This window comes from Acidobacteriota bacterium (assembly GCA_016195325.1).
GTDB lineage: Bacteria > Acidobacteriota > Polarisedimenticolia > JACPZX01 > JACPZX01 > JACPZX01.
In genome coordinates this window covers 19,332-45,537 of record JACPZX010000035.1, presented here as the reverse complement: position 1 = coordinate 45,537, position 26,206 = coordinate 19,332, and the positions used below count along the sequence as shown (strand labels likewise).

The 26,206-nt window shown below is 69.5% G+C and carries 15 protein-coding genes; 5 read left to right on the top strand and 10 right to left on the bottom strand.

What is annotated here, in order from left to right; translation table 11 throughout:
• Positions 1-1,193: HAMP domain-containing histidine kinase (locus HY049_08290; protein ID MBI3448896.1), on the top strand; the 1,193-nt coding region annotated here is incomplete at its 5' end.
• Positions 1,194-1,206: 13 nt separating this feature from the next.
• On the opposite strand, the gene HY049_08285 is transcribed toward HY049_08290, so the two are convergent.
• Positions 1,207-3,009 carry an ABC transporter ATP-binding protein gene (locus HY049_08285; GenBank protein MBI3448895.1) on the bottom strand — a complete coding sequence of 601 codons (1,803 nt, stop codon included), beginning with the start codon at positions 3,007-3,009 and terminating at the stop codon, positions 1,207-1,209.
• Positions 3,010-3,040: 31 nt separating this feature from the next.
• The gene (locus tag HY049_08280; GenBank protein ID MBI3448894.1) at positions 3,041-5,497 is read right to left on the bottom strand and encodes an ABC transporter permease; all 2,457 of its coding nucleotides are present in this window, start codon (positions 5,495-5,497) and stop codon (positions 3,041-3,043) included.
• A gap of 515 nt (positions 5,498-6,012) precedes the next feature.
• Here HY049_08280 and traF point away from each other — a divergent pair.
• Complete coding sequence (gene traF / locus HY049_08275) at positions 6,013-7,482, top strand: conjugal transfer protein TraF (protein MBI3448893.1); 1,470 nt, start codon at positions 6,013-6,015, stop codon at positions 7,480-7,482.
• Between the two features lie 13 nt (positions 7,483-7,495).
• Here traF and HY049_08270 read toward each other — a convergent pair whose 3' ends face one another.
• From HY049_08270 to HY049_08240, 7 genes are all read right to left on the bottom strand, one after another.
• Complete coding sequence (locus tag HY049_08270) at positions 7,496-8,533, bottom strand: linear amide C-N hydrolase (GenBank protein MBI3448892.1); 1,038 nt, start codon at positions 8,531-8,533, stop codon at positions 7,496-7,498.
• Positions 8,533-10,929, bottom strand: a complete 2,397-nt coding sequence (locus tag HY049_08265; GenBank protein MBI3448891.1) for an ABC transporter permease — start codon at positions 10,927-10,929, stop codon at positions 8,533-8,535. Before HY049_08265 ends, HY049_08270 begins: the two co-directional genes overlap by 1 nt.
• Before the next feature lie 77 nt (positions 10,930-11,006).
• Positions 11,007-14,048 (bottom strand): hypothetical protein, encoded by a 3,042-nt coding sequence (locus HY049_08260; protein MBI3448890.1) that lies wholly within the window; start codon positions 14,046-14,048, stop codon positions 11,007-11,009.
• A gap of 176 nt (positions 14,049-14,224) precedes the next feature.
• Positions 14,225-15,322, bottom strand: coding sequence for an ATP-binding cassette domain-containing protein (locus HY049_08255; GenBank protein MBI3448889.1), 1,098 nt, complete (start codon positions 15,320-15,322; stop codon positions 14,225-14,227).
• Positions 15,319-16,038, bottom strand: coding sequence for a molybdate ABC transporter permease subunit (gene modB, locus HY049_08250; protein ID MBI3448888.1), 720 nt, complete (start codon positions 16,036-16,038; stop codon positions 15,319-15,321). The genes HY049_08255 and modB overlap by 4 nt, the downstream gene beginning before the upstream one ends.
• Positions 15,978-17,165, bottom strand: a complete 1,188-nt coding sequence (locus HY049_08245) for a VWA domain-containing protein (GenBank protein MBI3448887.1) — start codon at positions 17,163-17,165, stop codon at positions 15,978-15,980. Before HY049_08245 ends, modB begins: the two co-directional genes overlap by 61 nt.
• Positions 17,162-18,706 carry a tetratricopeptide repeat protein gene (locus tag HY049_08240; protein MBI3448886.1) on the bottom strand — a complete coding sequence of 515 codons (1,545 nt, stop codon included), beginning with the start codon at positions 18,704-18,706 and terminating at the stop codon, positions 17,162-17,164. The genes HY049_08245 and HY049_08240 overlap by 4 nt, the downstream gene beginning before the upstream one ends.
• Positions 18,707-18,765: 59 nt before the next feature.
• Between HY049_08240 and HY049_08235 the strand changes: the two genes are divergently transcribed.
• From HY049_08235 to HY049_08225, 3 genes are all read left to right on the top strand, one after another.
• The gene (locus HY049_08235) at positions 18,766-20,037 is read left to right on the top strand and encodes a M48 family metallopeptidase (protein MBI3448885.1); all 1,272 of its coding nucleotides are present in this window, start codon (positions 18,766-18,768) and stop codon (positions 20,035-20,037) included.
• Positions 20,034-21,545 (top strand): glycosyltransferase family 39 protein, encoded by a 1,512-nt coding sequence (locus HY049_08230; protein MBI3448884.1) that lies wholly within the window; start codon positions 20,034-20,036, stop codon positions 21,543-21,545. The genes HY049_08235 and HY049_08230 overlap by 4 nt, the downstream gene beginning before the upstream one ends.
• 105 nt (positions 21,546-21,650) lie before the next feature.
• On the top strand, positions 21,651-22,268 hold the full coding sequence (locus HY049_08225) for a YceI family protein (GenBank protein MBI3448883.1): 618 nt from the start codon (positions 21,651-21,653) through the stop codon (positions 22,266-22,268).
• Here the strand turns inward: HY049_08225 and HY049_08220 are convergent.
• A complete protein-coding gene (locus tag HY049_08220; protein MBI3448882.1) occupies positions 22,225-24,807 on the bottom strand; it encodes a hypothetical protein in 2,583 nt (860 codons plus the stop codon). The genes HY049_08225 and HY049_08220 overlap by 44 nt on opposite strands.
• Between the last annotated feature and the right edge of the window lie 1,399 nt (positions 24,808-26,206).

Below are 26,206 nucleotides of genomic sequence, written 5' to 3'. Positions count from 1 at the left end.
CGGCCCTCGTGGCGCCGGTGGAGGCCGAGGCGAAGGAGGAAGGAACGCCGTTCGACCAGGCGGCTCAGGAAGCCCTGAAGGACAGCGCGATCGCCGGCTGCCAGATCGAGGTCTGGAGCCGCGGGAAGATGATCTACCAGCGCCCCGAGGGAGATCCTCTCGGTCCCGCGACGGCCGCTCCGGGAGTCTTCCGCCGCGGGCGCGCGCTCCTCGAGGCCCACGCCTTTCCCGACGGGACGGTCCTCCTCGCCGGGGCGACGGACGCCGCCGAGAGTCAGGTGGTCCGCGTCTTCGCCTGGTCGCTCCTTCTCTCCCTCCCCGTCTCCCTTCTTCTCGCCGCCGGCATCGGCGGGCTGGTCGGCCGTCGCGCCACGAGACCGCTGGTCGACTTCACCCGAAGGGTGAAGAGCCTCCGGGACCTCGAACCTCAGAGCTCCGAGAGGACCGAGGGTCGGGCGCGCGTCCGCGCGGAGGAGCCGGCGGAGGTTGCCGATCTCGACGAGGCCTTCCACCGACTGCTCGAGAGGTTGTCCCGGACCCTGGCACGGGAGATCGAGTTCGCGGCCAACGCCTCCCACGAGCTGAGGACGCCGCTCACGAACATGCGCCTCTACGCAGAGGAGGCGGCGCGGGAGGCCACCGGCAAGGGGCTCTCGGCTCTCGAACAGCAGATTCGGGAGATCGACCGCATGGTCCGCCTCGTCGACTCGCTCCTCGTGATGGCGCGGGAGAGCGAGTCCGGGCTCCCCCGCGGCGAGGCGGTGAACCTCGCCGACCTCGCCCGCGAGGTGACGGCGCGGGTCCTCGGCGACGGCGCCTCCGGCAGTTTCCCCGACGAAGCGCTCGTCCGCGGGGACGAGAGCCTTCTCGGCATCGCCATCGAGAACCTGGTCGACAACGCCCGCAAGTTCACGCCCGCCGGATCCACGGTGGGCGTCGCGCTGGGGATCTCGGCGTCGACGGCGCGCCTGTCGGTGACGAGCCCGGGGGTGCGAATCGGCGACGGCGAGAGGGAGCGCCTCTTCGAGCGATTCTTCCGGAGCGCGCCGGAGCGCGCCGCCCACGCCGGGCACGGCCTGGGTCTGGCCCTTGCGCGCCACATCGCCCGCCTGCACGGTGGAGACGTGACGTGCGCCTCGTCGGCCGGCGAGGACGCGCGGTTCGTCCTCGAGATCCCGGCGTGGCGCCCTTAGTCCCCCCGCACTCCTACGCCCCGATCCACTGCCCCGACTCGGCCCCCGCGAACTGCTGCTCGTAGAGCTTCGCGTAGAGGCCGCCGCGCGCGAGAAGGGAGGCGTGCGTGCCGCGCTCCACGATGCGGCCGCCGTCCATCACGAGGATGAGATCGGCCTTCAATATCGTGCTGAGGCGGTGCGCGATGACGAGGCTGGTGCGCCCCGTGAGGAGCGGCTCGAGGGCCTTCTGGATCAGGGCCTCGGAGTGCGAGTCGAGGGACGACGTCGCCTCGTCGAGGATGAGGAGCTTCGGGTTCCGGAGCACGACTCGGGCGAGGGCGAGGCGCTGCTTCTCCCCTCCCGAGAGCTTGTACCCGCGCTCGCCGACGACGGTCTTGAGCCCGTCGGGGAGCTTCTCGATCACGTCCTGGATCTGCGCGAGGCGGCAGGCCGCCTCGAGATCCTCCTTCGTCGCCGCGGGCTTCGCGTACCTGAGGTTCTCCTCGACGGTCGCGTGGAAGAGGGTCGTCTCCTGCGTCACCTTGGCCGTGAGGCCGGCGAGATCCTCGATCGCCATGTCCTTGAGATCGACGCCGTCGAAGGTGACGCGTCCCTTCGAGGGATCGTAGAGGCGCGTCGCGAGGTACGTGAGCGTCGTCTTCCCGGCGCCGCTCGGCCCGACCAGCGCCACCATCTGCCCGGGGAGCGCCTCGAAGGAGACGTCCTCGAGCGTGAGGCGCGTCCCGTCGTACCCCATCGAGACGCTCTCGAAGCGCATCTCCCCTCGCGGGCTCGAGAGGCGGATTGGATTCGCCGGCTCCGCGATCTCGACGGGGAGGTCGAGGTACTCGAAGATCCTCCGGAAGAGGGCGACCGCGCTCATCACGTCCACGTGCACGTTGACCAGGGCGGAGGCGGGGCCGTAGAGCCGCCCGAGGTACGACGTGAAGGCGACGATCGTCCCGATCGTGATGCGCCCCGCGATGACGCCGTGGCCGCCGAACAGGAAGATGAGCGCCGGCCCGATGCTCCCGAACATGATCAGCCACATCAGGAACCACCGGCCCGCCATCCCCTGCTGGATCTGGAGATCGCGCACCGACGCCGCCTTGTCGAGGAAGCGCTTCTTCTCGTAGCTCTGGGCGCCGAAGAGGCGTGAGAGGAGGTAGCCGCTCACCGAGAGCGTTTCTTGAAGATAGGCGGTCAGCTCCGCGAGGCGCTCGGCCGTCTGCTTCGCGAGGCGGCTCCGGATCTGGCCGACCCGCCGCGTCGGCAGGATGAAGAGCGGCAGCACCCCCACCGCGATCAGCGAGAGGCGCCAGTCGATCCGGAAGATGACGACGAGGGTCGTGACCACGGTGACGCCGTTCGACACGAGCGCCACCAGCGTCCCGCCGACCACCCCCTGCACGCCGCCGACGTCGTTCTGGATGCGCGAGAGGATCTCCCCCGACTTGTGGTTGGTGAAGAACCTCAGGCTCTGCCTCAGGAGCCTCCCGTACATGTCCCCCCGGAGCCCGAACATCACCTCCTGGCTCATCACCGTCACGAGGTAGTTCATCCACACGCCGAGGAGGCCGCTCGCGAGCGGCACGCCGATCATCGCGGCGATGAGCCAGTTGAGGAGGGCGCCGTCCTTCTGCGGGATGGCGCGATCGATGATGTCGCGGATCAGGAGCGGCGGGATCAGCCCGAGGAGAGACGACACGAGGATGATCCCGAGGATGAGGGCCGACGGTCGCCACGCGGGGAGGAGGTAGCGCGCGATCCGCGCGAAGTCGCCGCGGGTGGGCTTCAGCCCCTTCGGCGCGTCCTCGTAGTTGAAGTGGAACATCGGGACAGTCTATGGCACCGCGGTCCCGTCTTCACCCCTCGTGCAGGACGATGATGGGGTCGACCCGCGAGGCGCGGCGTGCGGGGATGAAGCTGGCCGCGATCGCCACCCCGAAGAGAACGAGGGGGACCACGAGAAAGACCGCGGGGTCGATCGGGCGCACGCCGTAGAGCTGGCTCGCGAGCGCCGGGGCGGCGATCGCCGAGAAGACGAGCCCCAGGGCGACGCCCGTCCCAGCGAGGAGCGCTCCGCTCCTCAGGATCAGCGTGAGAATGTCGACCGGGCGGGCGCCGAGCGCCATCCTCACGCCGATCTCGCGGGATCTCTGGCCGACCATGTACGCGAGGAGGCCGTAGATGCCGATGGAGGCGAGGAGGAGCGACAGCGCCGCGAAGGCGCCGATCATCTGGGCGGAGAGGCGCCGCGGCGCGAGGGAGCCGCTCATGACATCGTCCATCGTCTGGACCTTGAAGATGGGAAGCGTCGGATCGACGCTCTGGACTTCGCGGCGGATGAGCGGCTCGAGGGCCGCCGCGGGGAGCGCGGTACGAAGCACGAAGTTCACGGCGCGGACCCCCACCTGGTAGACGGGCCGGTACAGGTGCGGCACCCCCCCGGTCTCGAGGCCGTCGTGCTTCACGTCGCCGACGACGCCGACCACGGTGATCCACGGCGCGTTGGGGTTCTGGCCGAACCGCACCCTCTCGCCGACCGGATCCGCGGTGTCCCAGAACCGCCGCGCGGAGCTCTCGTCGATGAGGGCGACCGCCGGCTTGTTCGCGTCGTCGGCCTCGGTGAAGAAGCGCCCTCGCACGAGGGCCGTTCGCATGACGTTGAGATACTCGGGGCTCACGGCGATCAGCTCCGCCCTCAGGTCTGCCGACGACTCGACGGGGCGCTTCTCGACGGCCAGCGCGACGCTGAAGGTCTGGCCGGTGGCGGGAAGCGCCGAGGTGATCGCCGCCTGCTCGATGCCGGGGAGGGCGCTCACCCGCCTCAGGCTCTCGCGGACGAAATGGTTTCTGGCCTCGGGCGCGGCGTAGAGGTCCGCGTTCGGGTCGTTCGGGACCGGGAGCCACACGCCGGCGGTGACGACCCCCGCGGGATTGAACCCGGGGTACTCGCGCGCGAGCGACCAGAAGGTGCGGACGAGGAGACCCGCCCCCACCATCAGCACGACGGCGAGCGCCAGCTCGGTGACGATGAGCGCGGCGCGCAGCCGGTTCGTGCGGGCCCCGTGGCCGGATCCCCACGACCCCTCGCGGATCCCGCGGACGAGATCGCCGCGCGACGCCTGGAGCGCCGGGGCGAGGCCGAAGGCCGCGCCGGTGAGGAGCGAGATGCCGAGGGCGAAGGCGACGACCTGCACGTCGACGGAGGCGTCGGCGAGGCGGGCCACCTGAGGCGGCAGGAGCCTCACGACGAGAGCCATCCCCGCGCCGGCCGCCGAGAGCCCGACGGCGCCCGCGACGAGCGAGAGGAGCATGGCTTCGGTGACGAGCTGGGAGACGATTCGCCCCGGGGTCGCGCCGAGCGCCAGCCTCACGGCGATCTCGCGCTCCCTTCCCGACGCGCGCGCGAGAAGGAGGTTGGCGATGTTCACCGACGCCACGAGGATGATCAGGGTGACCGCTCCCATCAGCACGAGGAGCATGGGCCGGATGTCTCCCACGAGCGATTCCTGGAGGGGCTGGACTTCGACGGTGAACCTCCCCTGCGCCGGATAGTCGTTCGGGAAATCCTGGCGGAGCCGGGCCGAGAGCGCGGCGAGCCGGGCCTGCGCGGCGTCGAGGTCCGTCGACGGGCTGAGCCTTCCGATGAGGCCGGGAAGGAAGCGCGCGTTCCTCGCCGGCTTCGGGAAGGGGTTCGCGGTGAACCCCGCCGCCGCCCAGACGTCCACGTCGCCGGCGACGGTCTTTCCCGGATGCCGGAACCCTCGGGGGAGGACGCCGACGATCGTGTAGATGTCGTTGTCGAGCCTCACGCGCCGCCCGAGCACGAAAGGATCGGCGCCGTACGATCGGCGCCACAGGCCGTCGCTTATCACCACCGCCTCGGCGAACCCCTCGGCCACGTCCTGGGAGCCGAAGAGCCTCCCGATCTGCGGAGCGGCTCCCAGCATCGAGAAGTAGTTCGGGCTCACGCCGAGAAGCTCGAGCCGAGCCGGCTCTTTCGCCCCCGTCAGGTTGACGCTCACGGGCCAGACGACGCTGACGTCGTCGAAGACGCCGGTCAGTGCCCGGAGGTCCTGAAGCTCCACGGGGGACGTGGCGACATCCTTCAGCCCCACCCCCGGGCTGCCGGCGACGATCTTCACGAGACGCGACGCGTCGCGGTACGGGAGGGGGCGGAGCAGAACCGCCTCGACGACGCTGAAGATCGCGGTGTTCGCGCCGATGCCGAGGGCGAGCGTCAGGATGACGGCCGCCGCGAACCCCGGGCTCCGGTAAAGCTGCCTGAAACCGTAACGGACGTCCTGCGCGATCACGAGTGGGACCTCCAGGACCTTATCTTACGTGCCGGCCTTCGAAGTGTTTTCGGGGCCTTCCGGAGTGTCCCTTCGCCCCCGCGGCTTGAAACGTCGATCTGTCGTCGGTTTATTCCCGGCGGCACGCGCGGGGGCGGGTGCGCGCTTGACCGGGGGGAGGGATCGCGGTATCTGGAGTTCGCCTTCGAGGCGACGCCGGGAGGGCGCCTCCGCGTCGAGTTCTCGTCGACGGGCTGCCCCTTCGTCCCCGTCCTCAACAGCGGAAGGCGAACCACACCAGGAGATCAGTACAAGCCGAGCGCCAACGACTGGCGCGACATCCTCGACCTCGGGGCGGCCACGAACACGGTCTACTGGCGCGTGATCGCGCTCCACATGACCGCCGACGAGATCAACGCGGCGCCGATCGCTTCGTTCACGATCGCGAGGTAGGCGGAAGATCACGACCGGTGGCATCATGGCTGCCGCTCCGGACCGACGGACGGTTCAGGAAGCCTTCGTGAGGAGGCCCGGTCGTGAGAATCCCCCGGTGGCTCGGCTCTCTTCTCCTGCTGGCCGTGACGGTGATGCCGGCCGCGGCGCAGGAGCGCCTCGTCTACGGAACGCGCGCCGAGGCGATGGGAGGATCGGTCGTCGCCTCCTCCCGGGACGCCTCCGCCGCCTTCGGCAATCCCGCCGCCTTCGCCTTCGAGCCGAGGTGGGATCTGACGTTCCCCCTCCTCGATCTGAACGTCGCCATCGACGGGAACGTCCTCGCGACCGGGGATGCGATCCGGAACGATTTCGACAAGCTCAGCCTCTCGAACATCCAGACGGCGCTCAACAGCGGCACCGTCACTCCCGCCCAGCGCGCCGCCGCCCTCGACGCCTTTCTCTACCGCGTCCCGGCGCTCGGTGACCCGGGCCAGGGCCTCAGCGCGAGGGCGAGCCTCGGCCCGGCGCTCCGGTTCGGCGCGTGGGGAGTCTCCGCCTCGGCCTTCGCCTACGGCGGCATCTCCCCCACCATCGATCTCACGACGGGGCTGTCTCTCGGCACCGGCGGGTTCGCTGCGGCGATTCCCTCCACTCCCGACGACTGCGGCGGCAACGCCTTCTGCCAGGGATTCGCCGCGAGCCTCGTGACCGCCTCCGGCGGCTCGCTGACCGCCGCGCAGTCCGAGCAGCTCGTCGTCGACGCCGGCGCCGGGAAGCTCCAGGGGGACTCGCGAGCGCGCAGCCTCCTCACGCGCATCGTCACCGAGACGGCCGGCAACGGCCCGTCGCTCCTCACCAACGGATCGGGAGTCGACGTGCGCGCCCTCCTCGTCGAACAGATCGCCGGCACGTATTCCCGACAGATCCTCGGCGACCGGCTCGCGGCCGGGGTGAGCGTCAAGGACATGAGGGGAGAGACGTTTCGCAAGTCGTTCGTCGTGGACGACCTCCAGCAGGGGAAGAGCCTCGGCGACGACCTGCGCGATCGCGACAACCGGGAGGTGTCGAGCCGGATCGGCGTGGACCTCGGCGTGCTCTGGAAGGCGTCCGCGGGACTGCGCCTCGGGGCGACGGCGACGAACGTCAACGCGCCCGAGTTCGACTACGCGGGGGGCGGGGGCTCCTTCAAGCTGGAAAGGCAGATCCGCGGCGGCGCCGCCTGGTCGCCAAAAGGCTGGATCACCGTCGCGGGAGATCTCGACCTGAACGAGATCGACTCTCAGGTCGTCAACGGCCTCAAGTTCCGCTACGGCAGCGTCGGCGCCGAGTTCGTCGTGCTGCGCTTCCTCGAGCTCCGGGCGGGGGGATACAGGAATCTCGCCGCAAGCGGGAGCCCTCTCGTCTACACGGGAGGTGTCGGGTTCAGGATGGGGGCCTTCGAGCTCGCCTTCTCCGGCGCCCTCTCGACCCGCGACGTCCAGCGGACGGCGTCGAACGGAACCTCGCCGCCTGCGACCTTTCCCTCGGGCGCGGGGTTCGCCCTCTCCATCGGGTGGCAGCCCCGGCGGTGACGCGACCGCGGGGTCATCGGGAGAGAGAGCAGGTCGACGCCTCGTCGGGGAACGCCGCGAGCGCGTCTTCCCTCGAGACGGGAGTCTCCTTGAGGAACGGCGTCTTCGCGAACGAGGCCTCGATCAGAGCGCGGTTCGCGGCCCGCGTGTAATCGCGGAACTGCGCGCGGACGTCGCCGCTTCCGCGAGCCGTGACGTCGAGCATCTGCACGGGCGTCACGCACGAGAGGTCGAAGGCGCCGAGCGAGACGGTGCGGATCTCGGGGTTCAAATCCGACTTGAAGTGGACGACGCGCGCGCGCAGATCGTAGACGACGCTCCAGCGCGTGAAGCCGGGCTGGGCCACGTCGGAAAGGACCGCGAACCCGCGCGCGACCGCGTCCCCTTCACCTGCCGCTCGCCTCGCCCCCCGGACGAACCGATCGAGCGAGCCGTCTCGTCCCCGGTACCAGCTCTTCCCCTGCGCCTCGCGCCAGGCGTCGATCGACGCCTCGTACGTCGAGTTGGCGAGCGCCTTCACGGGAAGCGAATCCCCGCGATGGACGACGGCCCTCCCCTTCAGGAACTCGACGACGGCCGCATCCCCTGAGGCGTCGGCGAAGAAGTAGTGGATGGGCGTGTCCCCCACGGGGCGGATCGCCTCGAGGCCGAGGACGACCTCGGCGACGGACCCGCGCGTGTCGAGGTTGGCCTGGATCCACTCGAGGATCGCCGCCGCCGGTCGCGCGTCGGCGGCCGGGTACTTCGTCCCGTCGAGCCACATGAGGGAGACCATCAGCCCCGCCTCGTTCATCCCCGTGGTCGGGTTGTCGCGCCCGAACTGGTTGAAGGTGACGCTCGCGAACTTCGAGGTCCACGCGGCGCCCCCGACATCGACCCGGCTCCGTTTCGACGTCCCGCGCTTGTTGACGAGGACGAGCCCCTCGGAGGGGTGGAACTCGTAGTTGTAGGCGACGACGGCGCCGTCGACGGCGGGGATGACGACCGTGGTGCACGTGAAGCCGGGGGATGCCGCGAGGAGGGCGACGAGGACGGCGACCGTCTTTCGCATCACTCCTCCCGGAGCGCGACCAGCGGATCGACGCGCGAGGCCCTCTGCGCGGGGAGCGTGCAGGCCGCGAGCGCGACGACGGCGAGGAGGACCGACACCGCCGCAAAGGTGGCGGGATCGCGCACCGGCACGCCGAAGACGAGGCTCGTCAGGAGGCTGCTCAATCCGAGGGCGGCGACGAGGCCGACGCCGATCCCCGTGAGGCCGACGGACATCCCCTCGCGGACGATGAGGCGGACGACTCCCCGGGGCTGTGCGCCGAGGGCCATGCGCAGGCCTATCTCGCGCGTCCGCTGCGTCACGGAGTACGCGAGCACGCCGTAGATGCCGATCGCCGCGACCAGCACCGCCACGCCGGCGAAGAGGGCGAGGAGGACGGCGTTGAGGCGCGGCTGGGCGGCGCTCGCCGCGAGCAGCTCATCCATCGAGCTCACCGTCGCCACGGGGAGGTCGGTGTCGAGCTGGTGGACCCTGTCGCGGATGATCGCGAGAGCCGACTCGGGGGGCCCCCCGGTGCGCACCACGACGTCCATGACCCCCGCCACGCGCGAGCTCGCCGGGAAGTACATGGCCGGCGCCTCCTGGCTGAGCACCACGTTGCGCACATCGCCGACGACGCCCACGACGGTGAAGTCCTTCTTGTCGCCGACGCGCCGGACCGTCCTGCCGATCGGATCCTCGCTCCCCCAGAATTTCTCCGCCGTGGCCCGGCTCACGATCATCACAAACGGCCCGTCGGGGCCGTCGGCATCGGTGAAGGTGCGGCCGCGAAGGAGCGGGATCTGCATCGTCTTCCAGAAGCCGGAGCTGACGAGACGCCAGTCCACGGGGACGGCGGTCTCCCGTGGGAGCGCGGTCTTGCCGAGGGGCACGACGGGGGTCGTCGTGTAGTTGCCCGAGCCGAAGGGGACGCCGCTCGAGACGGCCGCCCCCTTCACGCCGGGGAGCGCTTCGAGCGAGGTCACGAGGTCGCGGTAGAAGGCCGTCGAGTTCGCCTGGGCCGGGTAGCGCGCGGTGGGGAGCGAGAGCTGAAACGTCAGGAGATGGTCGGGCTCGAAGCCGAGCGCGACGTGCCGGAGCTGGACGAGGGACTGCACCAGGAGCCCGGCGCCGATGAGAAGAACGGTCGCGAGCGCGAGCTCCGCACCCGCCAGGGCGTTCCGCACCCGCGCCCTGCCGCCCCCCGTCGCGGCGGCGGCCGACTGCTTGAGCAGCATGTGGATGTCGGAGGTGGCGAGGCTCCACGCCGGGACGATGCCGAAGAGCAGGCCCGTCAGAACGGTGGCGCCGAGGGCGAAGAGGAGGACGGTCGCGTCGACGCGCACCTCGGGAATCGGCAGCACGCTCGGCGCGACGGTCCCGTTGATGAGGGAGACGGCGCCGACGGCGAGAAGCAGACCGGCTCCCCCCCCGAGCCCGGAGAGGACGAGGCTCTCCACGAGAAACTGGCGCAGGAGCCGGCTTCGGCTCGCCCCCATCGCCGTCCGGACGGCGATCTCCTTCTGCCGGGAGGCCGCGCGCGCGAGGAGGAGGTTGGCGACGTTCGCGCACGCGATGAGGAGCACGCACGCGACGGCGCCGAGCAGCACGAGGAGTGTCGTCCGGAGCTGCGCGCTCACGAACCAGTCGAAGAAGGTGACGAGGCGGATCCCCCAGTCCGTGATCTCGGGGAACTGCGCGGCGACGCGCGCCGCCACGGTGTCCATCTCGGCCTGCGCCTGATCGACCGACACGCCGTCCTTGAGGCGGCCGACGACGCGGATGACGTGGTTGAGGCGCCTCTCGTTCGCCGGGTCTATCGTCAGAGGGATCCACATGTCGCCGCCCGTCATGACCGCCAGCGCCGCCGGGGCGATGCCGACGACCGTCCGGCTGACGCCGTTGAGCGTGAGAGTGCCGCCAACGAGCGCCGGATCGGCGCCGAAGCGCCGCTTGAGGAGACCTTCGCTGATCATGACGACGGGGGCGGCGCCGGGCTTGTCCTCCCCTTCGCGGAAGCCGCGGCCGGCCACGGGCTTCAGCCCGAGCACGGAGAGGAGCGAGGGGCTCATCGACGCTCCGGTGAACTGCTCCGGCTCCCCCTTCCCGCTGAGGTTGAGCGTGGCGAAGCCAATCGCCGCGAGGCCCTCGAAGCTCGTCGCCTGCTCTTTCCACGACAGGTAGTTGAGGACCGACGCGCCGAAGACCGGAAGGTGCAGCTTGTCGTTCCTCTCCGCGACCTGCATGAGCCGATCGGGGGCCGCGAACGGGAGCGGCTTCAGCATCACCGCGTTCACGACCGTGAAGATCGCCGTGTTCGCCCCGATGCCGAGGGCGATTGTCAGGACCACGGCGCCGGTGAACCCGGGGCTCCGGGCGAGCTGCCTGAAGGCGTAACGGATGTCCTGCCCGATCATGCGGCCACCTCCCGGTCCATTCTGTACGCAGCGGGATGGCCTGTGTTTTCCGGAAGATTCGGAAATCCCGGGGGGCGCTACGGGCAGTCCGGGTGGGCATCCTTCGCCGGCGACCCGTACGTGGCGGCGCCGCACGCGTTCACGGGGCGGACCATGTAATAGTACGCCGACTTCAGCGGCGGCACGGGGATGAGCGGGGCGGGAGAGGACGTGACGCTCGGCAGGCACGTCCCCGCCGGGAAGTTCACATGTCCGGTGGGCGTGATCTCTCCGGTCGCGAGCTGGTACCGGGTCCCCGATCCGATCGACTGGTTCGTCCAGACGAGCTGCGGCGGCGACCCCGGCTGCATCGTGATGGTGGCGATCTCGGTCGGAACGCCGAAGGCCGTGACGTCGAGGGGGGCGCAGTCCGACGCGTTGAGCACGCCATCGTTGTCCATGTCGGGATCGACGCAGTCCGCGATGGAGTCGGCGTCGGTGTCGGGGAATCCCTCGTCGACGGCTCCGTTGCAGTTGTTGTCGTGTCCGTCGCACGCCTCGGTGGCCGGGAGAACCGCTCCCCCGCAGGCGATCGACCCGCCGGTGCACGCGGTCGTCCCCAGCCGGCAGTCCCCGATGTTGGAGACGCCGCACACCACGCCCCCACCCGGGTTCCCCTCGTCGGCCGAGCCGTTGCAGTTGTTGTCGAGGCCGTCGCAGATCTCGGGCCTCTGGGGCGAGATCGCCGGGTTCGAGTCGTTGCAGTCGAGGTCCGACGGCGAGCCGTCGGCGTCCACGTCCTGGATGCCGTTTGCGCACACGCCGATCGAGCGAGGCGAGTTGCGGAGCGGCGTTCCGTAGGTGCTCGTGCCGCAGACGTTGACGTCGCGGATCATGTAGTACCAGCCGTTCCTGACCGGCGGGGTGGGGCGCGCGTCCTGCCACGATCCTCCGGCGGTCGCCGCGGCGACGCAGAAATCCTCCTCGAACCCGCGCGTCGCCGCGGTCCGGCTCAGGAGGCCGGAGACGATCTCGTAGTGCGTGCCGGGGCCGATGTTCTGGAGGTCGTAGCTGATCGTGGTGGGCGCGCCGCCTGCGGCGCGCACGTTGGCGACCTCGACGGGCGATCCCCATGCGCTCGGGTCGGCCGGCGCGCAGTCGAAGGCGTTCATGGCGCCGTCGTTGTCGATGTCGGGGTCGACGCAGTTCGCCAGGCCGTCGCCGTCGGTGTCCGGGAATCCCTCGTCGACGGCGCCGTTGCAGTTGTTGTCGAGGCCGTCGCAGACCTCGGCCGTCGCCTGGGAGCTCTGCACGCAGGCGAGGGCCCCCGCCTGGCAGAAGCTCGTTCCCGCGGAGCAGACGCCGGGAAGGCCCGTGGCGCACGCCCCGCCGCCGCCGGGATTCCCCTCGTCGGCCGCACCGTTGCAGTTGTTGTCGAGGCCGTCGCAGATCTCGGGCGAGGCCTGGATGTTCTGGGTGCAGACGATGCCGCCGCCCGAGCAGTTCGTCGTCCCCGCGGAGCAGACGCCCGGAACGCCCGTCGTGCACGCGAGCCCCCCGCCGGGATTCCCCTCGTCGATCTGGCCATTGCAGTCGTCGTCGAGGCCGTTGCAGATCTCGGTGGTCGGCACGCAGGCGGGACGCCACTCGTAGGCGCCGATGTCGTTGTCCCCCGGCTGCGGCGAGTTCGGGACGCCGTTGCCGTCATAGCCGCGAAGGGTGTTGTCCTTGTCGACCGCGGGGGCGCGCGACGCGAGGGCGCGATCGATGACGGGGGAGTTCGGGTTCACGTGGAAGTCGCGCGCCCCCTCGTTGACGTAGGAGGGACTGAGGCTGATGTTTCCGTTCGTCGTGAAGAAGGTGAGGTCGTCGAGATCCCCGCCCACCTGGGTCTTCTGATTGCCGAAGACGTCGTTCGCCTCGAGGCTGGTGCTCGGCGTGGTTCCGAAGTCCAGCTTGTAGATGCCTCCGCCCGTTCCGGCGAACATCAGCAGGTTCCCGGTGATGACGTCGTTCGATATCACGGTCGGGAGGGTCACGTCGCTGAGGCCTGAGAAGACGCCGCCCCCCTGCTGCGCCGTGTTGCCGACGATCGTGTTGTTCACGACCTTGTTGTCGTTGATGTAGGTGTAGACGCCGGCGCCGCGGTACGTGCTGTTGCCGACGATGACGTTGTTGCTGAGAATCGTCTGGCGCACCGACGCCGGGACACTGACGATGCTGACGCCCCCCCCGTTCGTGTCCGCGATGTTGTCGGCGATGAGATTGCGATCGATGACCGTCGCCTGCACCGGGGCGTTCGGGTCCCCCGCGGTGACCGCGATGCCTCCCCCGGCGCCGATCGAGAAGGCCAGGTTCGGGTCGCCGGCGTGGTTCCCCTGGATGGTGTTGCCGGTGATCGTCGGCGTCGACACGAAGCTGGAGTAGATCCCGCCGCCATATCCGTACGTCTCGCCGGTCGAGGTTCCCGCAGGAGGAACGGCGCGGTTCCCCGTGATGACGTTGTTCGTGATGATCGGGGCGCCCTTCGACACGTAGATGCCGGCGCCGCTGAATTCCGGCCGCGCCGGAGAGACCTGGAGGATGACGTTGTTCTGGATGACGTTGTTCCGCACCGTCGGCGAGCTGAAGATGTAGACGCCCCCTCCGCCGATGACATTGGAGGGAACGGTCACCGTCTGCCCCGCGCCGCCCGTGATGGTGAAGCCGTCGAGAACCGTCGTCGCGGTGTGGCCGCTCGCGAAGGTGACGACGGAGCACTGAGTGCCGGGGCGCTTCGCGCAGAAGGTTGTGTCGGTGCAGGGCTTCCCCGCGGCGTTGATCGTCGTCGTCGCCGCGCCCGCCTGGGAGACGACGCTCACTCCGGGCCTCATGCGGATCGCTTCGGTGTACGTCCCCGGCGCGACGCTCACGAAGTCCCCGGCGACCCCGACGCAGATGGCGTCCTGGATCCGGCAGTAGGGGCTGGCCGCCGAGCCGGAGCCGATCGCAGGGCAGGTGGCGGTGCTCACGTAGATGGTGGCGGCGGAGGCGACGGTCCATGCGAACAGAAACGAAAGAGCGGCCAGGGCGAGCCCCGCCCCCCGGGACGGTCGTGATGGGTACACTTCGGAGCGGAGAGGTCGCGCGTGATCTCTCATGGCCTCTGTTTTCAGGCGCCCCCGGGGCGCCGAGCGCTCCCGAAGCGCAGCCCGCGCGGCCTGCCCGCCGCGCTCGCCCCTCGCGAGCACCGTGGATCAAGCGAATCGAATAGGGTACTTATACGGCCATTTCGCTGTGAGTCAAGGACTTCCACTCTTGTTTGAAGAGTGACGCGTCACCGCACCGCGAGGAGGCGGCAGGACTGAGCCTTGGTCACGAGGTGGACGCTCATCCCGCCCCTCAGCCCCATCGCGGCGGAGGCCGACGCGGTCACCATCGCCACGAGAGGCGCCGGGATTCCGGGGATCGCGACGAAGACGAGCGTCCCCTCGCCGACGTCGCGGATCCGATCGATCGTCCCGGCCACGACATTGCGCGCCGACAGGCCCGAGGTCTCGCCGACGGCGAGGAGGAGATCCCCGGCCCGGATGCCGACGAGCGCCCGGGAGCCGGGAGCCGCGCCGCCGGCCGAGGCGAGCGCCAGGCGCACCCCTCCCGGCAGGCGCGCGACCACGCGCCCCGGCTCGACCGCCTCCACGGTGACGTCGAGGATGTTCTCGTAGTCGCTTCCCAGAACCCCCGCGCGATCCGATTCCTCACCGAAGACGCGCGACGGCTCGCCGCGCGCCGCGATTCTCCCCTCGCGAAGGACGACCACGTCGCCGCACAGGGCCGCGATCTCGGTCGCGTCGTGCGAGACGTAGATCGTCGGGATCCGGAACTCGTCGCGGACGGCCAGCAGGTAATGGAGGATGCGCCCGCGGAGCTGCGGATCGATCGACGCGAGGGGCTCGTCGAGGAGCAGGAGCGCCGGGGCGGAGCAGAGCGCCCGGGCCAGCGCGACGCGCTGCCTCTCCCCTCCGGAGAGAGTCGCGACCTCCCGCGGGCGGAGCGGCTCGAGATCGAGAACCGCCACGACGTGCTCGGGATCGATCCTGGATGCCGCGGCCCCGGAGGCACGGCGGGCGCCGGCCAGCACGTTTCCCATGACGTTCCAGTGGGGGAAGAGGAGCGCGTCCTGCGGCACGTACCCGATGCCGCGGACCTCCGGGGGGACGAGCCGGCGCCGGGACGAGTCGAGCCACGTCGCCGCGCCGAGGGCGATCCTGCCGCGGGCGCCGCGCCTCAGCCCCGCGATCGACTCGAGCAGCGCCGTCTTCCCCGCCCCGGATGGGCCGAAGAGGCCGAGGCAGCCCGTCTCGGCCTCGAAGGCGACGTCGAGGGGGAAGCGATCGAGCGGGAGCGCGAGGCGGACGTCGAGGCGGGCGGTCACGAGGGGCGGCGCCTCAGCAGCCGCTCGGTCACGTAGATCCCCGCGAAGGCGAGGAGCGTCGTCAGGGCGAGGAGCCCTCTCGCCCCCTCGCCCCGCCCCGACTGGATCTCGCTGAAGATGGCCAGGGCGAGGGTCTGTGTCCGACCGGGGATGTTCCCCGCGACGATCACCGTGGCCCCGAACTCGCCGAGCGCGCGGCTGAACCCGAGGACCGCGGAGGCGGCCAGCCCGCGCTTCGCGAGCGGGATCGAGACCCTGAAGAACGCCTCTGCCTGCGACATCCCCAGAGTGCGGGCGAGCGCTTCGAGTTTCACGTCCACGCCTTCGAAGGCGACGCGCGCGGTCCTCGCGACGAGCGGCAGGCTCATGATCGCCGAGGCGACCACCGCCCCCTTCCACGTGAAGAGGAGATCGGGATCGAACCCGAGCGCGCGGGCTCCCAGGGGCCCGTCGATCGAGAGGAGGCTCAGGAGGATGTAGCCGACCGCCGTCGGCGGCAGCACGAGCGGCAGCGAGACGATCGTCTCGGCGATCCCCTTCCCCGGGAACTCGCGCCGGGCGAGGAGCCACCCGAGGAGGACGCCGGGGACGAGCACCGCCGCGGTCGCGCAGGAAGCCACTTTCAGGCTGACGAGGAGCGCGGCGAGCCCGATCGTCAATGCTTGACCGCGTAGTAGCCGCGGCGCGTCTTCACGTGCACGTCGGGAGTGCGGCATTCGAGCTTGATGGCGCGCCACTTGCCGTCGAGGGCCTGATTCTTCGGGGAGTACGTGATGTAGTACTGGCTGCGCAGATCGGTGGCGATCGCGTCGTACACGCCCTTGAGGTCGCTCGCGTTCTTCGGGAAGAACGCGCGCCCCCCGGTGTCGTCCGCGAGCTGCTTGAGGGTCCCGCGGATCCCGATGTCCATCACCGACGCGCCCAGCCCGATCGGGTAGATGATGACGTCGTTCGTGCGCGTCAGCTCCGTGACCCTCTGGAACGAGAACTTGCTGCTCGTGTCGTCCCCGTCGGTGAGGAGGGCGATCGCCTTCCTCCCGTCGATCTTCTTCATCTTGTAGTAGGAGACGTAGAGGGCGTCGTAGATGGCGGTGCCGCCGTCCGCGTCGGTCCCCTCGATCGCGGTCTTGAGCAGGGCGTGGTCGCTCGTGAGATCCTGGAGGAGGAACACGTTCTCGTCGAGATCGACGATGAAGGCGCGATCCTCGGGGCGCACCGTGTTGACGAAGTCCTTCGCCGCCACTTGCACCGCGCCGATCCTCTCCTTCATGCTTCCCGACGTGTCGATGAGGACGCCGAGCGTGATCGGGCGCGTCTCGGCGCCGAACTCGAGGATGTCCTGCGCCACGCCGTCCTCGGTCAGGACGAAGTCGGCCTTCGTCAGGTTCGGGAGGAAGGCGTTGTTCGCGTCCATCACGGTGGCCGCGACGACGACGCGGTCGACCATCTCGCGATAGCTGATCTCGAGCTTGCGGGTGACGACGGTGTCGGTGACGGTCACGCCGTCGGGGGTGACCGCCTTCGCCTCGATCACCCACGATTTCGGCTGATCCCCGAACTCGTGGAAGCACTCGAACGGCGGCTCGCGGTCGATGAAGATCAGCTTCCCCCCGACGGAGAACTCGACCCTCAGCCCCGGGATCTCCTCCTTCGACTTCACGTCGGCGACGATCTTGACCTTGCCGAAGACGAAGTCCCCATGCGCGGGCTCCGTGATCCGCAGCGTGAACCGCGTCGGAGCGATTTCCGCGGCGCGGGCGGCGAGCCCGAGCGCTGCCGCCACGGCCACGGACAGCAGGGTGGCGACGGCCATCTCGACGATGCGGAGCCGGGCGCGCCTCATCGCGTCCCTGAGGCGGGCGCGCCGTGAGCCCGCAGCATCTTGAGAATCGTCTCGGCGCGCGGCCGCCCCTCGAACGTCGTGGACAGCCCGATCGCCTTCTCGAGGACGCCGGCGGCCGCGTCGTACCGGCCGTTGATGATGTAGGCGTTGCCCAGGGCGAGGAGCGCCGTCGTATCGTTCGGCGCCAGGCGCACCGCATCCTCGAGGACCCCTTCCGCCGCGGCGTTTTTCCCCTGCCCCTGCAGCGCCAGGGCCAGGTCGATCGTCACCGCCACGCTCGCGGGCTTGCGCTCGCGAAGGGTGCGAAAGGCCCCCTCCGCCTCCTCGTAGAGGCTGGCCCGGAGGAGGTCGTACCCGAGCGCGAACGCGTCCGCCGGGGAATCGGCCGCCCCGTCCGCCGATCCCGACGCCGCGCGCGCCGCCTTGAGGGCCGCCGCGGCTCCCGCGTAGTCCCCCATCTCGGCCCTCAGCCTCGCGAGCGATCGCAGGTCGTCCGGAACCGCGGTGCCGTCGTCCGCCTTCCGGGTCAGGCTCCTGAGAGCCTGCCCCTCGGCGGCCATCGACGCGCGCAGATCGGCGATGTCGCGCTTGAGCTTCTCGTCCTCGGACGGGCGGGTGAGCGCCTCGTCGAGGAGGCGCGTGGCCGCGTCGAAATCGCCGAGCCGGCGGAAGAGCCTCGCCTTCGCGGCGTACGCCTCGAGGTAGTTCCGATCGAGCGAGATGGCCGCGTCGAAGTCGCGCCCCGCCTCGCTCAGCGAGTCGAACTCCATCTCGATGACGCCGATCGTGTAGGGATGCCAGGGGCTTCCCTGCTCGAGCTGCGCCGCCTTCCGGAGCGCCGCGATCGCCTCGTTCACCAGCCTCTGGCGCGCGTACGCGACGCCCAGCCGGTTGTACGCGGCCGCGAAATCCGGCCGGACGCCGATCGCCTTGAGGAAGAGCGTCGTCGCCTCGTCGAGGCGGTTCTTCCTCAGGTAGAGATCCCCGAGGTTGAGCGACGCGTCGGGGAACCCCGGGTTCATGGCGATGGCCTTCTTGAAGTTCTCCTCCGCCTTCTCGTCGTCGCCGGTGTCCTGCGCGGCGCGCGCGAGGCCGTCCCACGCGGGGGCGAAGTTCGCCTGGATGGCGAGGGCCCGCTGGTACTCGGCCAGCGCCTCGTCGGAGTCGCCGCGGCGGAGGTAGCAGTCGCCGAGATCCACGTGGGCCTGCATGTTCGTCGGATCGAGCTCGAGGGCGAAGGTGATCGGGTCGATCGCCTTCGAGTACTGCCGGTCGAGCTTGAAGGCGAGCCCCAGGAAGTAGTGCGCCCGGAACGAGTTCATCGCGACGTCGGCGACGTGCGACAGCAGCTCGATCGCCTTCTTCGCCTCGCCCCTCTTGTAGGCGTTGATGCCGTCGCTCATCAGGCTGAAGGTGCGCGCCTTGAGCTCCTGCGAGTGCGAGATCTCGCGGGCGACGGCGGGCGAAGGGAGGCCGGTCGCCGCGGCGGCGACGGCGAGGAGCAGGGGAACGAGGCGGGCGCGTCGCGTCGCGAGTGTCATGAGGGCAACCGGCGCGACTATAGCACGCTCCCTTCCGAGGTGGCCTAGAATGACCCGCCATGTCGATACGCTCATGGTCCCTCGGCGCCGCGGCGGCGATTCTCCTCGTCGGTGCGGCGACGGACATCGCGCGGCCCGCAGAGGCCCCGTCCGTGGGGCACGCCCGGTCCGCGGCGGGCGCCGCCCCCGCGACGCTCGACGACCCGGCCTTCCGGGCGCGCGCGCACGCCTACGTGACGGGCTCCTACTGGATCCTGTTCGCCGGCAGCGCCATCACGTTCGCCGGCCTGGGGTGGATTTCCCTGTCCGGGGCCGCCACCCGCGCCTCGAAGGCGATCGAGGAGCGGATCGGCCCGGGCCCCAGGCAGACGGTCGTCTTTCTCGGCCTCCTCCTCGCGTTCCTGTCGCTCCTCTCGCTCCCTCTCGACTTCTACGCGGGGTTCGTGCGCGAGCACGCGTACGGGTTTTCGACCCAGACCGTGGGCGGGTGGTTGGCGGATCGCGTCCGGGATTTCGCCCTCGAGCTCACCCTCGCAACCCTCTTCGTGCTCCCGGTGCTCTCCGTCATCCGGCGCTTCCCGCGATCGTGGTGGATCCTCGGGACGATCTTCGCCTGCGCCCTCACGATCGTCGTCGTCGCGGTGGAGCCGGTCTTCATCGCGCCGCTCTACAACGAGTTCACGCCGCTCCAGGACGAGGAGATCAAGAGGCCGATCCTCGATCTCGCCCACGCGCACGGCGTCCCGGCCGGCGACGTCTACGAGATGAACGCCTCGGAGCGCTCGGCGCACGACAACGCCTACGCCTCGGGGCTCCTCGGCACGGAGAGGATCGTCCTGTACGACACGCTCCTCGACGGCTACACGAAGGACGAGATCGTCTTCGTGATGGGGCACGAGATAGGCCACCGGGTCCTGAACCACATCTGGAAGGGTCTCGCGCTCGCGTGCCTCCTGATCCTCGCGGGGTTCTACACCGTGCAGCGGGCGATGCGCACGATCCTCTCGCGCGAGCGGTCGGGGCGAGGCCGGATCGGAGTGACGAGCCCGTGGGAGCCGGCGGCCATCCCGCTGATGGCCTTCATCGTGTCGATCTTCATGTTCGTCACGCTCCCCATCCAGAGCGGGTGGTCGCGGCACCTCGAGGCCGAGGCGGACGCCTTCGCGCTGGCTTCCGTCCCCCACCCGGAGGTCGGCCCGGACGCCTTCCGGCGGATGGCGGTCCGGAACCTGTCGGATCCGGATCCCCCGGCGATCCTCGAGTGGCTCCTCTACTCGCACCCGTCGATCGGGAAGCGGATCGCCGCGGCCGAGGAGTTCCTGAAGAAATGAGCCGGCGCGTCGTCGGCGTCTTCGCGGTCGCCGCGCTCGCGTTCCACCTGATCTTCAACCGCGGCTACGGATATTTTCGCGACGAGCTCTACTACCTCGCCTGCGCGCAGCACCTCGACTGGGGGTACGTCGATCACCCTCCCCTGATCGCCGTCATCGCGCGCGTGGCGCGCGCCCTGCTCGGCGACTCGCTCGCGGCGATCCGCTTCTTCCCCGCGGTCGTCGCGGCGCTGAAGGTCGTCCTCACCGGGCTCATCGCGCGTGAGATGGCCGGCCGCGCGTGGGCTGTCGCCCTCGCGTGCGCGGCCTGCCTCGCCGCCCCCGTCTACCTCGCGGGCGACAACATCCTGTCGATGAACGGCGTCGAGACCCTCTTCTGGATGGGGTGCGCGTGGATCGTCGCGCGCGTGGCGAACGGAGGCTCACCGCGCCTCTTCCTCGCCTTCGGCGCCCTCGCCGGCCTCGGCCTCGAGAACAAGCACTCGATGGCCTTCTTCGCCTCGGCGCTGGGGGTGGGGCTGATCCTCACGCCGATGCGCCGCCACCTCGCCGGGAAATGGATCTGGCTCGGGGCCCTCATCGCCGTCGCCCTCGCGCTCCCCAACGTGGTCTGGGAGGCGCGCCACGGCTGGGCTACTTTCGAGCTCCTCAGCAACGTCGCGCACAGCACGAAGAACGTCGTCCTGAGCCCGCTCGAGTTCGTCCTCCAGCAGGGGCTCCTCATGAACCCCGCGGCGGCGCCGCTCTGGATCGGCGGGCTCGTCTGGCTCCTGGCGTCGCGCCCCGGACGCCCGTACCGCGCGCTCGCCATCGCCTGGATCGTGACGCTCGGCATCTTCATCGCGCTCAAGGGGAAGAATTACTACCTCGCGCCGGCCTACCCGATGCTCTTCGCGGCGGGGGGCGTCGGCGCGGAGGGGCTCTTCGCGGAGCGCGCCCGGTGGATGAAGCCCGCGCTGATCGCGCTCATGCTCGCCGTCGCTGCGATCGTGGCGCCGACCATCGTCCCGATCCTTCCGCCGGATCGGGCCATCGCCTACATGAAAGCCATTCACTTCGAGCCGCCGCGCACCGAGACGTCGCACACCGCCGATCTCCCGCAGATCCTCGCCGACCAGTTCGGCTGGGACGAGATGGCCGCGCAGGTGGCCGGCGTGTACCGGAGCCTCCCCCCGGAGGACCAGGCGAAGGCGGCGATCTACGGCCAGAACTACGGGCAGGCGGCGGCGATCGACTTCTTCGGCCCCCGCCTCGGCCTCCCCCCCGCCATCAGCGGCCACCAGAGCTACTTCCTGTGGGGGCCGCGCGGCGCCACGGGAGAGGTCATGATCGTTCTCGACGACGACGCCGACGACGAGCGCCGGCAGTTCGCGTCGGTCGAGGACCGCGGCCCGATACGAATCAGCCCGTACGCCATCCCGTGGGAGGGTCGCCTCCATATCCTCGTCTGCCGCGGGCTCAAGGGGTCGCTCGACGAGCTCTGGCCGAAGCTGAAACGCTGGCTGTGACGGGGCATCCAATCCCTGTATCGCAAACACCGGGCGATCGGCGATAATCAGCGCCTCGCATCCGAACAGTCACCCGTCTGAAATGACGTTGGAGGTTCAACGACCATGGCTCGATCTCTCTCGCTCTCACGCATTCCGGCCGCCCTCGCGCTGGCCGCGGCCGCGACGCTCGTTCCTGCTTCGGCCGCCGCCGAATCGCTCAAGATCGATTCCGACCACTCGACGGTCGCGTTCAAGGTCTCTCACCTCGTCTTCAGCAAGGTGCTGGGGCGCTTCGACCGGTTCGAGGGAACGCTCACCCTCGACCCCGCCGACCTGACGAAGTCCGCCGCCACGGTCACGATCGACGCGGCGAGCATCGACACGAACGAGCCGGACCGCGACAAGCACCTCAAGAGCGACGCCTTCTTCGACGTCGAGAAGTTCCCGAAGGTGACGTTCCAGTCCACCGCGGTCCGGAAGACGGCCGGCGACAAGTACGAGATGGATGGAAATCTGACGATGCGCGGCGTCACGAAGCCGGTCACGCTCAAGGTGGACGTCATCGGCGTCGGGGCCGACCGGGGCGGGCTGCGCGCCGGGTTCGAGGCCTCCACGCGCGTCAACCGCAAGGATTACGGCGTGTCGTGGAACAACGTCGTCGAGGGGGGCGGTGTCGTCGTGGGAGACGACGTGGACATCATGCTGACGATCGAGGCCTTCCGGCCGGGGGCGAAGAAGTAGCGCGGGCGCTCGGCGCAGGCGCGCCGGAATCCGTGCCGCCGAGCGCGGTCTGCTCGTCGATGAAGCGGGCTCCCTTCGGAGCAGTTGCGAGCGATTCGGCGTGAGAGAGAAGCTCGTTCAAATGCGCCTGAGCCCAGTCCTGGACCGCCTTCGTCTGAAATGGACTCAGCCGGGTCTCTTTCGATAGCCGGTCCATCGCCGCGAAGATCGAAGGAGCCCCTCCATCATCCTCGTAGACATAGCTGAGCGCGCTCCACGCGACGAGAAGTTCCTCGCGGACTGCGGCGCTCGGCGTTTCCTCCGCGCCTTTCGAGACTCTGGCGGCGCCGGGTAGAATCCTCTCCACAATCCTCTCCATCGCCGTCGCGACCCCGGAATCTCCGCGCTGCGACATTGCGTGGTAGCGGACCCTGTTGAGAAAACGCTTGAGAGCGCGGGGTGTGTTGCCCTTGAGGGAGACGAGCGGCTGCCAGACGAGAAGGGCTTCCGAGAACTTGAGCGAGTCCTTCACGATCATCTCGCCGGAAATCGACGACCTCCACACGCCAGCCACGAGCAGCGCGATCCCCGCCATCACTGCCCACACGGGCCAGACTTGTCGGCGCGGTGAAACTCCCGAGACGAAGGACGGCCGGGGGTCCCGCGGATGCTGGGCCTGATTCTCGGCGCTTCCCTGCCTCGGCAGGGACGCCTGTTTGTCGGCGTCGATCGGTGCCGGTGGCTTCGCGGGCGCCGGCGCCGCCTCCACCACCGGCGGTGGCGCCAGCCGAAGCGGCTTCAGGACCGTTCCACCGACGAAGTACGCGCCCGCGACGCAGAGTAGGGCGAGCGACCAGGCGACGACGCGGGGAAGGACGGCGGCGACGCGGACGACACGCTCTTCGTCGCGGCGGTGTCTCGCTTCGACTTCGTCCCGGCGCGGAGCGACCAACTGCTGCGACGCCATGTCAGTCGGCGGCGGAATGGGCACCTCAATGTTGATCAGCTTCTCGAGGTAGTGGCGCGCGAACTCCTTGCGCTTGCCCCGCGCGCTCTCAGCGCCGCTCCCGTCGGCACCCGCCACCTCCGCGGCGACTTTCTTGTACGCGAGACCGATACACGCTCGGACCCACTGGGTCTCCATGCCGAGCACGACGTAGCAGTCGCCGGAGGAGACGAGGAAATTCACCGCCTCGAGGACCTCGGCGACCTTGTCGGGGCCGCAGCGATCGAGATCGTCGATGTTCACGAGGAGCTTCCGCGGCCTGAGGGCGGTGGTCACGTCCCGGAACTCCTCGGCGAACCGGTTGTGCGCCCCCGCCGCCGTCTCCGGATCGCGCGCGCCGAGAAGCCGCGCGAGCATGTCCGTGATCCCCGACCCCTTGAGAGCGAAGGCCCGGAATCCCTTTGCGGTCGCGAGAAGCAGGGCCGCACCGCTCGTGAGGATGAGCCCGAGGACCGAGCCGGGGTTGACGTGCGCCTGCGTCTCGTTCCCGAGGTTCACGAGGAGGCCGAAGAGGGTCATGGCCAGCGTGAACGGCGCCTGGATGACGTCCCAAGCAGATTCGATCGGGGATGTGATCGCCTTCTTGAAGAACTCCCCCGCCACCTGGCTCGCGCCGTCCCATTGGTCGGGGTGGGCCCGGTAGTACCCCAAGGAGAGCGAGAAGGCGACGAGGATCGCCACGACGATCGGCATCCGCCGCTTCCACCGTCCATAGAGCAAACGCGCGCGGAAGCGCATTCCGCCCGGCTTCCAGATCGGAGGCACCGCCTGGAGTCGCACCGTGTCGACGAGAGCGCCCAGGAGATGCTCGTCCTTCTGGTGATGCCATGCGTTGAACCAGACCGTCGGGAATCCCGCGCGCACGAGATCCCCCGCCAACAGGTTCATGAGCGAGCTCTTCCCGGATCCCCACGGCCCCGTCACCGCGATCGTGAGCGGAGGCTCCGTCATCTCGTTTCTCAGGAAGCGCGAGAGGCCGGCAGCGATATCGCCAATCCGGAGGTGGTCGCGATCCCCGGGCTGGAGCGGACGGTCGGAGACGAGCATGTTCTCGACCGAGTCTTTCGGCGCCGCCGGCGGCGCGATCTTCCTGAATGCGGGGGCGGCGAGCGCGGCGGCGGCGACGAGGCTCAGGTAGTACCAGGGCGCGGGCGACTTTCCGGGACGCGGGGCCTCCCATGTGACGCCGCCATTGTCGGTCCGGTACACGGCGAGGTTTGCGGCGACGGCGATGCCACGCTTCGCGCTTTCAAATCTCAGTGAGACGAACGGAAGGCGCGTGTCGGTTACTTGAGGCGTCCACGTCACACCGCCGTCACGGGTCGCGAGGACCGTCCCGTGGCCGCCGGCGGCCCAACCGGTCTTCGCGTCGACAAACTGGACCGTGGCGAGCGGCTCCGTGGTTCCGCTCTGCTGTGAGTTCCAGTGGGTGCCGCCGTCGATGGTGCCGAGGATGACGCCGCTGTCGCCGACCGCCCAGCCGGATTTGCGATCGGTGAAGTGGAGCGCGTTCAAGCCGGATGGGGCCGTGCTCCGCTGGACCGACCAGGTCACGCCGCCATCCACTGTCGCGACGATGAATCCATGGCTACCCACGGCCCAACCCGCGGTCGAGTCCACGAACTGAATGGCTGTGAACCAGTCCAAACTCGCTCCGCGCCCGGCGATTCCACTGGAGCCGGTCGGCTGGAGTTTCCAAGTCGCACCGCCAGTCGTCGTCGACTGGATGCCCCAGAAACCGACGGCCCAACCGATTTTCGCATCGACGAATTCGACGGCGCCCAACCATCCGGAACCCTCGCCCGACTGACGCGTCCACGTCTTTCCCCCGTCGTTCGTCGTCGCGATCTCGCTCGCCCCACCGACGACCCAACCCGTGCTCGCATCGAGAAACTCGACCGCCTTCAGTCTCTCGACGGGAGGCGAGTCGACTGCTCGCCACGTCGCGCCACGATCGGTCGTAGCGCGGAGTGTGTGCTCGCCCGTGATGGCCCACCCCTGGTCGGCATTGAGGAAGCGGACCGACGGATTCCGCGCGACGGTCGCACTTGTTTGCCGGAACCGTCGAGCGTCGCCTCCGGGCGTCTCCAGGACGGCCACCTCCTCCCCGACCATCCAGCCGCTGGTCCCGTCCAAGTCCAGCCACACGGCGGACAGCGATGCACCGTCGGCCGACCGCGACGCGTTGTCATCGGGGTTCCATACACCGTCGACGCACCTGAGGACGAGACCGCCGTCGCCGACCGCCCAGCCTGTTCTGCCCGTGGGGTCGAGCGAGAGCGAGTGAAGCACCGCTGCTTCGGCCGCGAATCGATTGAATGGGAGACGACTCCAAGTCCCGCCCGAACGGCGCAGGAGCAGGCCGCCGTCGCCTCCGGCCCAACCCTCCGTACCCGCAGGGCTGAGCCAGAGTGAACGGATCGCGCCGGTCCGCAAGCGAGAATCAGTTGCGTCGGGATTCCAGGATCCTCCACTGAGATGCAGCACGACTCCGCCCCCACCCGCGGCCCACCCCTCGGTTGCGGTGGCGTTCAGCCAAATCGCAAGGAGATCCTCGGCTCCACTAAGCGACGACGCGAATTCGTCCTTGGTCCACTTCCCGTCACCGTAGGCGAGAATCAATCCAATGTGGCCGACCGCCCACCCTTGGCTGCCGTCGGCCGAGAATCGAATCGCGTTGAGCCGTACACCATGGCTCAGCGCAGACGCCGCTTCGTCGCGTGCCCACACCGTGCCGTTGTACCTGAGAACGACACCGTCCTCGCCCACAGCCCAGCCGTGAGTCCTGTCCGTGACGACGAGCGACGTCAGATTCGGTTCGCGCGGTAACGTCTCGCCCGACGGACTGGTGTCCTCGGTACTCACCGGAAGCGGATTCGGAGGTCTTTCCACAGAAGGGCGAACTGGCACAGGCTGCGCCTTTTTCGTAGCGATGGCGGGCACTCGCTGTTGC